The organism is Klebsiella sp. NPDC088457, assembly GCF_044900465.1.
Lineage (GTDB): Bacteria > Pseudomonadota > Gammaproteobacteria > Enterobacterales > Enterobacteriaceae > Klebsiella.
In genome coordinates this window covers 1-7960 of record NZ_JBJDNH010000084.1, presented here as the reverse complement: position 1 = coordinate 7960, position 7960 = coordinate 1, and the positions used below count along the sequence as shown (strand labels likewise).

Genomic DNA, 7960 nt, shown 5'->3' with positions numbered 1-7960 from the left:
CTTACGCTTCGGCACAATTTTGTAATCTGTGGTGCGGGTAAAAATGACGGATTCACGGATTGTTAGGGGGCAATAGACGCCGGTTATTTTGGCAACCGTGTCACCATAATCATTGCCCTCCTCGGTGTATTCGTAACTGAGGCGAACGCGCAGGCAGTCGCGAGACACTAACGGGCCGCCCTGGGCGTTGTTGTACCCCGGCCAGTCCGCCGCGTCAGCAGCTGCGCGAGCCTCTTCGATCTCGGGATGTAGAACCAGCTCGCGATTACCTAACCGGCGCAGCTCGCGCCAGGTGGTTACCGGGGCCCCGCCGATTTGCTGAAACTGGCGGATATTCCAGCGAGACGCCCACGCGCGCACGCGCTTTGCCATCTCTTTGACCGGCTGGCCGGATTCGTCGTCTAACTCGCCGTCCATGCCGTAGCCGTCGATATTTTTCGAGATGTACTTCGCGATATAGCCCGTTGCAGAGCCAAATTTTTCATCAATCGGCGTAACGGTAAAGCGGTGCTCCTGCGCGCCCGGTTCGTTGCCGTCCTCTTTCAGGGCATGCTTGCGGAAAATGGCCGTTGCATATTCCATCTCTTCCGGGTGAAGGAATAACAACAGGTGCCAGTGTGGGGTTGCGTCGTGGTGCGGCTCAGCGACGCGAAAGCCGAAGGTTCGAATACCCTCGCGGCCCCATTTCGCACGGACGCGCGCCCAGACCTTGCAAAGGTATTTCTGCGTCTGGCGCGGGCCCGCGTCGCGATATTTGTCGTTGCGTTTGCCTGATTTTACGTGCGTGGAGTGATAGCGAGACGGGGCGGTCAGCGTATAGAACATGCCGACCAAACCCATTTCGGTTGCCATATCCTCAAACCCGCGCATGCGCACCATCAGCTCGGCGCGGGCGTTTTTAGGGTTGGACGTGCTACCCATGACCTTGTCGAGCAAAGAACTACGCTCGCCGGTGTCCTGGTCTTCCAGCTCCATCGCCTGGAGGTATTCGAAGTTCGCTTTTTTCTGGGCTATCCACTCTTTGAAGCACGGATCAGAACAATACGGCGATGCCACCTTGCTGACGTATCCCGCGGCGATCATTAGATGTTCTCGCCAGCAGTCATGGATCCGGCGGATTTTACCTAACCACCACTTTTCCGACTGAAGACGCGCAACGGCGCGCAGCGCCTCTTTGGCCTCCAGCTCCTCTTCGCAATACCGGCCCCAGCCTGGGATCGCGATATTGAGCGCCGTAGCCTTGCTGGCGATGTAGCCGTATGCGTAGAGCGTGGAAAACTCAACATCGGCGGTCTTCCCGTACTGGAAATCAAACTCGCGCATAAACTCGCTTTTCATCAGGTTTGCGAGCTTATAAGCCAGTCGTTTCAGGCGTTTTTTGTCCGCCCATGGTAGCAGGTGAAAATCATCGCGGAGGGGCGCAAGGATCGCCGGTAGAGCGCTCTGCGGTAGGTATTGAGCGTTTACCGCGTCGATGCGGCGTAACACGTGCCGCTCAAACGTGCTAAACAGCCAGCGCACGGCTTCTTTCGGGTCGTGGCGCTCCAGCGATTCCAGGCGCAGAGAGAAGCGCTTGCGGATAAACGCTGGCAGAGTCTGAACCCGGCGGCGCAGGTAATGGGCGCGACCTTTGCGATCAAACGCTTCCCGCGCAGCACCCTCGCGCGGGCGCATAGGGGTGCGATAAACGGTATCGACCAAATCCGCATAGGCTAGCTCCTTCCGCTCGCCTTTCGGAGTGAGATACTCAATTGCAAAATCTTCGGCGGCACTGGGATTAATAGCCTGCCGTTTGGCGTTCCAGCTCCATGCCAGGGCGGTCATTGGCGCACCTCATCACCTACCGAGATCGCGCTTGCCTCTATTTCTGAATCGCAAATGATGACCTTTGGACCGATGCCGCCACAGCAGATCACATCGACGTAAACAAGCCAGAAAAGGCCATTTGAACTACGCTCAATTTTTTTTATGCGATACACATTAGGGCGAACTATCATTCGCACACTCCTGCATAAACACTGCTGCAAACGGATTTGTCGTTAGCTTCAGCCAGTAGGTCAAACTGAGCTCCACCTCGGGTTGTCATTGCCCAGTCGCGATATGTTTCAATCCCGTAACCGTCAACGGTGATAACGTCTATGCGACGTTCTGCCCTGCGAGGGTCATGAGTCGACGGGAAGAAGGTGCTGTTACCGCGGCGGGAGCAGGCCGCAACGAATCGCTCCCACTCCGCTACCCGTGCTATTTCCTCCGGCCAGCGCTGGAAAATCTCCGCCAGTTCAGATTTACGGGCATGAATGCACGGCATGCACCCAACCCGGCTGCATCCCTGTTGGTAGAGCGGGTTAGGTTTAATGCCGTGGCGTTTAGCGATGGCGAATACATCCTCGTGTAGCCAGTTGAGGATCGGACGATAGACGTGCAGGCCCGGCGTGTTGTCTGCATCTTCTTCCCACATCGGCAGGCCGGCCCGCGCTGGCGACTCTTGAGCACGCACACCCTGCCAGCTGATAACCTCGTCATATTCATCAAGTGCCGGTAGCACGACCTGAGTGCGCACGGGCTCGTGTTTCAGGTCGAATGTGCAGAACCGCGCTTTAGTGCTCGGGAACCGGCCTTTCCACATGCACAGGTCGAGGAATGGATTCCCGGTCGGATGGAGGATTTCGAGCGCGCGGGCAATACGCTCCGCCGCTTCATCAGGGGTCATGCCGCACTCTTCAACGAGAGAGACAGGCCATTTTTCTGCAATAAATTTACGCTTACCCTCGATCTGACGAGTAAAGTCAGCTTTTACACGGCGAATCGGGCCTAGCTTTTGCTCCAGGTAATCGAGGTACTCCATAGTTTGTGGGTGTTCATGGCCGGTATCAGCAAACACCCGCTCATGCTGCACGCCGTTCTCTACGGCATACAAACATTGCGCTAGCGAGTCTTTCCCACCGGACATGGAAATCAAATTGAAGGTGTTTTCTGCAAGACACCTCGCATCAACGGCGATCGCAAACATGCCTTACCCCCCCCAGATCATTCTTAAGATGTAAAAAGTAGCGATGGCTGACGGAGCCCAGAAAAACAGCAGGCAGAGCACGCAGCAGATCACGGTATTGCGCCAGAACCGGCGGTAATTGGTTTCTTCGTTCATTTGCGGCGCCTCAAAATGGCAATTCGTCTTCATCGGCAAAGTCGCTATCCAGACTCACAACCGGTATCAGTACGGTGTCGCCAGGCTGAATAGCGCGGGCCTCACGTTTTGTGCTCGCGGATATATCAGTGCGGAGGTACTGGCCATCGACCATCACCTCCACTTCCACCATCCAGAAGTCGCTAATCGGCCAGTACTCGATCACCCGAGTAACAACGGCATCAATCTGGCTCATCAGAATGGCTCCCCGTTATCGAAGCCGGCGGCCATATCAATCCCGATCCAAATCGCTGTCGGCGCTAAACATTCCTCGACGTCTTCGCAGCTGGCGCAGCTGGCGCAGCTGCGCGTGTAGCAATCGACGGAATCAGGAAGCACGCCAATAACCTCGCCAGCCATGTCGCGGCTTTTGGCGCTGACAGAGCGGCGGACACTGAAGGCGTGGAGATTGAAAGCGGAATAGATCTCGCGTGTTTCCGGCGTATCGCTGTTTGAGATAACCGAGCGGGCGCCATGCTGGCGATGAGCATCGAGCAGGGTTGCAACCAAGGCGCGATGATCGTCCAGGGTAAAGGGCTTGCCGTAGGCGGTGAAGTTGGCGGTTTTGCTGGCCGGGATGTAGGGGGGGTCGCAGTAAATAACTGCGTCATATGCCAGTGGCGTGACGTCAGGGATGGTGTGACGAAAATCACCACATTGGAAAATCGCGTTTGTGTCGTTGGCCTTTTCGGCAAAGCGGCGCATCTCATCAGCCGGAAAGTAAGGTGCTACGTATTTCCCAAACGGGACGTTATGTTCACCCTTCTGATTGACGCGATATACCCCGTTAAAGCTATGGCGATTCAGATACAGGAACAAAGCGGCATACAGCAAGGCGGCATCGGGCTTACCCGTGTCACTCCACTGCATCGAATTAAATAGCTCTCTGCGGCTGTAATACCGTTCTTCGTTATTGCCACCCAGGAACATTCCGCGTGCAGTGCTAATCAGCCGCTCAGTCTCGGAGGTCAGCACGCGAAAGAAGTTGATCAGCGCACGATTGCTGTCGCAGAGAACGTAGCGGCGGTAATCCGTATTCATAAATACGGTACCGCTGCCAACGAATGGCTCTATAAGGCAATCAGCTTTCGGCAGGTGCTTAAGCAGGTGCGGCATCACGCGGGTTTTGCCGCCGGCCCATTTGATTGGTGATTTAATCATTGCCATGCCCTCAGAGTGATTCGAGGTGTGGGGAGGTCAGGCGCTGCCAGATCTCGCACACCTGTTCAGCCTGATAGACGGCGTCGGTCAGGGTGTATCGCGCAAGGGCTTTACGCGCATGAGGGGCGTAGCCAGTAGCGGCGGCAAGATCGAGAAGAGAGCGAATGCAGCGGAATTTTGTACCATCGGGGAAGATGCTAAACATTGGGATGATGCTGGACACATTCTTACGCGCGATGGCATGCCGCAATGAAGCCAGCTTTTCCGGGGTATCCTTGAACCACACAAATAAACTATCGAACCGATGCTCGGTGTTATCGGCAATGAAGTCCGCCAAGCCGTACATCACATCTGCTTCAGCCTCGGTGGCGCTCATTAATTCAGCGCGCCAGTGGGAATCCTTTTTCATCCACTCAAAAGCGGTATCAACGCCGATCAAGTCTGCTGCCTTCCGGATATCGATCGGAGAGTAAAAGCTTTTCCCGATCTGACCCGTTGACGGCTCAAAGAATACGGCTTCAATGGCGCACAGAAGGGAAGACGACTGCTCGTTGACGTTTATCAAATCGACCATTAAATGATTCATTATTTGTTGCCCTCGCTGATTGGTAATTCGCGGTTATCAATCCACCGCTCGACTGATGAATAAATCTCTTCCGGTGTTGCGCTTTCCTTTTTCAGCTGGCCGACAAAAATACGCAGCAGGCCCAGAAGGTGGGCGCGTTCGTGCTTCCGAGCGTTGGCGCTTATTTCCACAAACTCTGGATCGCTAATTCCGCCATCCAGTTTTATTGACGTGATCGACATGCGACCTCCTGAAAAAGGCAAAACGAATCCCCGGCAAAATGAATGCCGTTATTTTTAACGCTGGTTAATTAGTGGTTAGGGCGCGGTTTTCTTTCGTTTAACCTGCTTAAATATCCTTTCGTGCCAGTAATACATAAAATCTATAAACGTCAGGCGATCGCGTTCATAATCTCCGCGAATTGATTTTTCTAAACCGTGAATAATTAAGTCAATTGACGAATCATTCGCGGGTACGATAATACGGGCGCCGTTTTTAAGCTGTACCGTAAAGCCTTGCCTGGCGCTCTCCACTGCCTCGCGGATCAGCATTTCCTGTGCCCATGAAGTCTTCTCTTCGGTGAACATGGTGTGCCCCGCTTATCGGCTGTAGAGGGATGGGCCCTTTAGTTTTGCCGGGACGGCTGCCATCACCTGCTTAAGCTGGTGAATCATTTCTGGTGTCGCCTCGATGGATACGGCAGCAGGCTGAATAAACATAAGGGTCTTACCTTCCGGTTTTGGCTGATCATCGTCGATTGATGACAGGTCGTATGGCTTCGGGATATCGCCATTGGTGATCGAGATAATAATGTTGCGGAGTTCTTCCAGTGTGGCTTCATCATTTTCGCCCTGGAGCATGGCGAAGTGATAAAGGTGGGACACGCCGTGGCGTAAAAGTTGATGTGAATAATCGTGGTTCCATTCCAGAAACTCTTTATTGAAATGGAAGCATTGCAGCAGTGAGTTAATTTTGTCGGCGTATTCTCTTTTCATTTTCTGTCTCGGCTATTTAATGAATCGTGAAACGTTTGTTATTCATAATTCGGTCTATCGTTTTGCAGGCTTCAGCTAACGCAAAATCAATTCCGAAGTAATGGCCGCCATGCGTAACCTGATACCGCTGGCGGCTATATGGTTTTTTGCGCGGGAGCTTCAGAATAGTAAAGCCACGATAAAGGCTGGTTTTACTATTCAACTGCGATACCGCCCCGCCGTTCCCACTTTTCATAGACCTGCTCCCTGAAGCGGTTCGCATTAAAGCCCCATCCACAGCAACCAAGCATCACGCTGCTCTACCGGGCGGTTGTAGTACGCCTCGCGCACTGCGCGATTAAACTCGGGGATATAAACCCAGCGCTCACCTGCGCGGGCGTTGGGTTTGTTGGGGTCGCGCAACTCAATAACCGGCAGCTTTCTAGCCTTGATCATTTCCTCTACTGCGGTCTTCGGTTTGCCGATTAGCTCGGCGAACTTTTCGACGTGGACGGCGTCAAGCGGATACTTGATTGTGTAGTCCTGGGCTTCCATAAAATCTCCTCATAAGTTGAATTTGCCGGGATTTTTAACCATGCCCCGGCGCATGGTTGCCGTGCTAGGATGTTGCTGCGACACAAGTCCTGCGCGGCGTATCCCTTCTCAGCGAGGTATTTTTGGATCAATGGGCTTATTTGGCATGGAATAAATAAACTTCCTTCTCGGCGCTACCCGAACAGGAAAGCTAGGATCGTGCTCAACAGCACACCTGTGAGAGAGTTTGATAACTGCATCCTCCTCTATTCTTTTGCGAATCCAGTCAAGCACATCCATTGCCTCACGGTAGGAGTAGTGGTTTAACGCATACAGCATGGCTTCTGACGCTTCTAGTACACGGTCAACGTAAAAATCTGCGGACTTGAGGCCTCTCATATGAAATTCACCCTTATTCGTAACAAGACCAATCCGAAATCGTATTGCTGGAAACTCGATATCGGAGATGAAATTATCTTTAAAAGTCAGTTCTTTGATAGCTTCATTGACGCCATTAGAAACCTGGAAAACTTTCACTTGGGGCTTTCTTCAATACCGGTGGTTGACGAACATGGCGATCTTCTCCGCCCTCACAAACCCAACCCCAATACCCCTCACTCCCTGCTTATGCGCATCACTCAGACAGCTGATCAGCGTTGGCGGTGTGAGCTATGCACCCTTGAAGGTGGCTCTCTAACTGACCTTGGCCTTTTCGGCACCAGAGACCATGCAATCAATTACTCCACATCGTTTATTCAGGACATCTATAACGACTCAACTGTTGCCGACGAACATGGCTCTATGCCGCCAGTCCTTTCGTTTTCCCGTCGGTACCGGGATACATTTGGCATTGTTGACGAGCATCCTTCAGCCCGTCGCGGTTGATCACTCTTCGACGATGATCGTTCCTACATAAATCCCAAACCTGAAATATCTACGGCGGAACCCTTTGCGATTGGCTCCGCCGCCTTTAGCGCTCACCATCGTTTCCCCCTGCTCATTTCGTGTTAATCTCGTAAGATCCAGCCCTTTCTAAACCGTTTGAAAACGTTCTAGCGGCTGGTTTTTACTCCTCTAAAGGTTCCATAAACGAACCTTTATGAGGGCAAATCTAGTTCTAATTTGGAACTCTGTCAATGACCTTTGAAGAGAAGCTAAAGCTAATACGCCGAGCTGAAGACATTAACCAATCTCAACTATGTGATATGACTGGTATTTCACTCAGCACGCTTAAAAAGATTGAGGCCGGATATCACGACCCAGGCTGGAATGTTTTAAGCAAAATCACCCAGCACCCACGCTTACAGAAATACACCCTATGGTTGATGACCGATAAGACTGCGCCGCAGGCTGGTCAGATCGCACCGGCCCTCGCACACATTGGGCCAGAATCAACGGAATCAGACCAATCCGAGAAACAGACTGGTTAACAGTTTATAAATCTTACATTTTCACTATCTTGGTAACAATTAGTGAAAATGTTAGTTTTTTAATCTGTTATGCGGTCTGTTTCTCGGATTGGTGTGATTCCGTTGATTCTGG

14 protein-coding genes are annotated in these 7960 nt (G+C 52.5%); 2 read left to right on the top strand and 12 right to left on the bottom strand.

The window, feature by feature from the left end; all coding sequences use genetic code 11:
• The 12 genes from ACI2JR_RS27410 to ACI2JR_RS27355 all read right to left on the bottom strand — a co-directional run.
• Positions 1 to 1824: replication endonuclease (locus ACI2JR_RS27410; RefSeq protein ID WP_462479998.1), on the bottom strand; the 1824-nt coding region annotated here is incomplete at its 3' end.
• Entirely contained in the window at positions 1821 to 1997 is a 177-nt protein-coding gene (locus tag ACI2JR_RS27405; protein ID WP_462479997.1) for a hypothetical protein, read from the bottom strand. The genes ACI2JR_RS27405 and ACI2JR_RS27410, both read right to left, overlap by 4 nt.
• The gene (locus tag ACI2JR_RS27400; protein ID WP_462479996.1) at positions 1994 to 3010 is read right to left on the bottom strand and encodes a phosphoadenosine phosphosulfate reductase family protein; all 1017 of its coding nucleotides are present in this window, start codon (positions 3008 to 3010) and stop codon (positions 1994 to 1996) included. The genes ACI2JR_RS27405 and ACI2JR_RS27400 overlap by 4 nt, the downstream gene beginning before the upstream one ends.
• Before the next feature lie 3 nt (positions 3011 to 3013).
• Positions 3014 to 3145: a hypothetical protein gene (locus ACI2JR_RS27395; RefSeq protein ID WP_462479995.1), complete on the bottom strand. Its 132-nt coding sequence runs from the start codon at positions 3143 to 3145 to the stop codon at positions 3014 to 3016.
• A gap of 10 nt (positions 3146 to 3155) precedes the next feature.
• Positions 3156 to 3380: a hypothetical protein gene (locus ACI2JR_RS27390; protein ID WP_064373326.1), complete on the bottom strand. Its 225-nt coding sequence runs from the start codon at positions 3378 to 3380 to the stop codon at positions 3156 to 3158.
• A complete protein-coding gene (locus ACI2JR_RS27385) occupies positions 3380 to 4345 on the bottom strand; it encodes a DNA adenine methylase (RefSeq protein WP_462479994.1) in 966 nt (321 codons plus the stop codon). The genes ACI2JR_RS27390 and ACI2JR_RS27385 overlap by 1 nt, the downstream gene beginning before the upstream one ends.
• Before the next feature lie 10 nt (positions 4346 to 4355).
• The gene (locus tag ACI2JR_RS27380) at positions 4356 to 4931 is read right to left on the bottom strand and encodes a 3'-5' exonuclease (RefSeq protein WP_462479993.1); all 576 of its coding nucleotides are present in this window, start codon (positions 4929 to 4931) and stop codon (positions 4356 to 4358) included.
• Positions 4931 to 5152, bottom strand: a complete 222-nt coding sequence (locus ACI2JR_RS27375) for a hypothetical protein (protein ID WP_462479992.1) — start codon at positions 5150 to 5152, stop codon at positions 4931 to 4933. Before ACI2JR_RS27375 ends, ACI2JR_RS27380 begins: the two co-directional genes overlap by 1 nt.
• Positions 5153 to 5227: 75 nt before the next feature.
• Positions 5228 to 5497 carry a hypothetical protein gene (locus ACI2JR_RS27370; protein ID WP_462479991.1) on the bottom strand — a complete coding sequence of 90 codons (270 nt, stop codon included), beginning with the start codon at positions 5495 to 5497 and terminating at the stop codon, positions 5228 to 5230.
• A gap of 12 nt (positions 5498 to 5509) precedes the next feature.
• Complete coding sequence (locus tag ACI2JR_RS27365; RefSeq protein WP_462479990.1) at positions 5510 to 5905, bottom strand: hypothetical protein; 396 nt, start codon at positions 5903 to 5905, stop codon at positions 5510 to 5512.
• A gap of 16 nt (positions 5906 to 5921) precedes the next feature.
• The gene (locus ACI2JR_RS27360; protein WP_040172243.1) at positions 5922 to 6140 is read right to left on the bottom strand and encodes a DUF4761 family protein; all 219 of its coding nucleotides are present in this window, start codon (positions 6138 to 6140) and stop codon (positions 5922 to 5924) included.
• A gap of 26 nt (positions 6141 to 6166) precedes the next feature.
• Complete coding sequence (locus ACI2JR_RS27355) at positions 6167 to 6439, bottom strand: Cox family DNA-binding protein (protein ID WP_049099898.1); 273 nt, start codon at positions 6437 to 6439, stop codon at positions 6167 to 6169.
• 378 nt (positions 6440 to 6817) lie between these two features.
• On the opposite strand from ACI2JR_RS27355, the gene ACI2JR_RS27350 reads away from it, so the two are divergent.
• Both ACI2JR_RS27350 and ACI2JR_RS27345 read left to right on the top strand, forming a co-directional pair.
• Complete coding sequence (locus ACI2JR_RS27350) at positions 6818 to 7303, top strand: hypothetical protein (RefSeq protein WP_462479989.1); 486 nt, start codon at positions 6818 to 6820, stop codon at positions 7301 to 7303.
• Between the two features lie 251 nt (positions 7304 to 7554).
• Entirely contained in the window at positions 7555 to 7848 is a 294-nt protein-coding gene (locus tag ACI2JR_RS27345) for a helix-turn-helix transcriptional regulator (RefSeq protein WP_049088290.1), read from the top strand.
• The last annotated feature ends 112 nt before the right edge of the window (positions 7849 to 7960 follow it).

Bases quoted from the DNA above. Each gene is read 5' to 3' on its own strand.
- ACI2JR_RS27405 (WP_462479997.1), bottom strand. From the start codon at position 1,997: ATGATAGTTCGCCCTAATGTGTATCGCATAAAAAAAATTGAGCGTAGT.
- ACI2JR_RS27400 (WP_462479996.1), bottom strand. From the start codon at position 3,010: ATGTTTGCGATCGCCGTTGATGCGAGGTGTCTTGCAGAAAACACCTTC.
- ACI2JR_RS27395 (WP_462479995.1), bottom strand. From the start codon at position 3,145: ATGAACGAAGAAACCAATTACCGCCGGTTCTGGCGCAATACCGTGATC.
- ACI2JR_RS27390 (WP_064373326.1), bottom strand. From the start codon at position 3,380: ATGAGCCAGATTGATGCCGTTGTTACTCGGGTGATCGAGTACTGGCCG.
- ACI2JR_RS27385 (WP_462479994.1), bottom strand. From the start codon at position 4,345: ATGATTAAATCACCAATCAAATGGGCCGGCGGCAAAACCCGCGTGATG.
- ACI2JR_RS27380 (WP_462479993.1), bottom strand. From the start codon at position 4,931: ATGAATCATTTAATGGTCGATTTGATAAACGTCAACGAGCAGTCGTCT.
- ACI2JR_RS27375 (WP_462479992.1), bottom strand. From the start codon at position 5,152: ATGTCGATCACGTCAATAAAACTGGATGGCGGAATTAGCGATCCAGAG.
- ACI2JR_RS27370 (WP_462479991.1), bottom strand. From the start codon at position 5,497: ATGTTCACCGAAGAGAAGACTTCATGGGCACAGGAAATGCTGATCCGC.
- ACI2JR_RS27365 (WP_462479990.1), bottom strand. From the start codon at position 5,905: ATGAAAAGAGAATACGCCGACAAAATTAACTCACTGCTGCAATGCTTC.
- ACI2JR_RS27360 (WP_040172243.1), bottom strand. From the start codon at position 6,140: ATGAAAAGTGGGAACGGCGGGGCGGTATCGCAGTTGAATAGTAAAACC.
- ACI2JR_RS27355 (WP_049099898.1), bottom strand. From the start codon at position 6,439: ATGGAAGCCCAGGACTACACAATCAAGTATCCGCTTGACGCCGTCCAC.
- ACI2JR_RS27350 (WP_462479989.1), top strand. From the start codon at position 6,818: ATGAAATTCACCCTTATTCGTAACAAGACCAATCCGAAATCGTATTGC.
- ACI2JR_RS27345 (WP_049088290.1), top strand. From the start codon at position 7,555: ATGACCTTTGAAGAGAAGCTAAAGCTAATACGCCGAGCTGAAGACATT.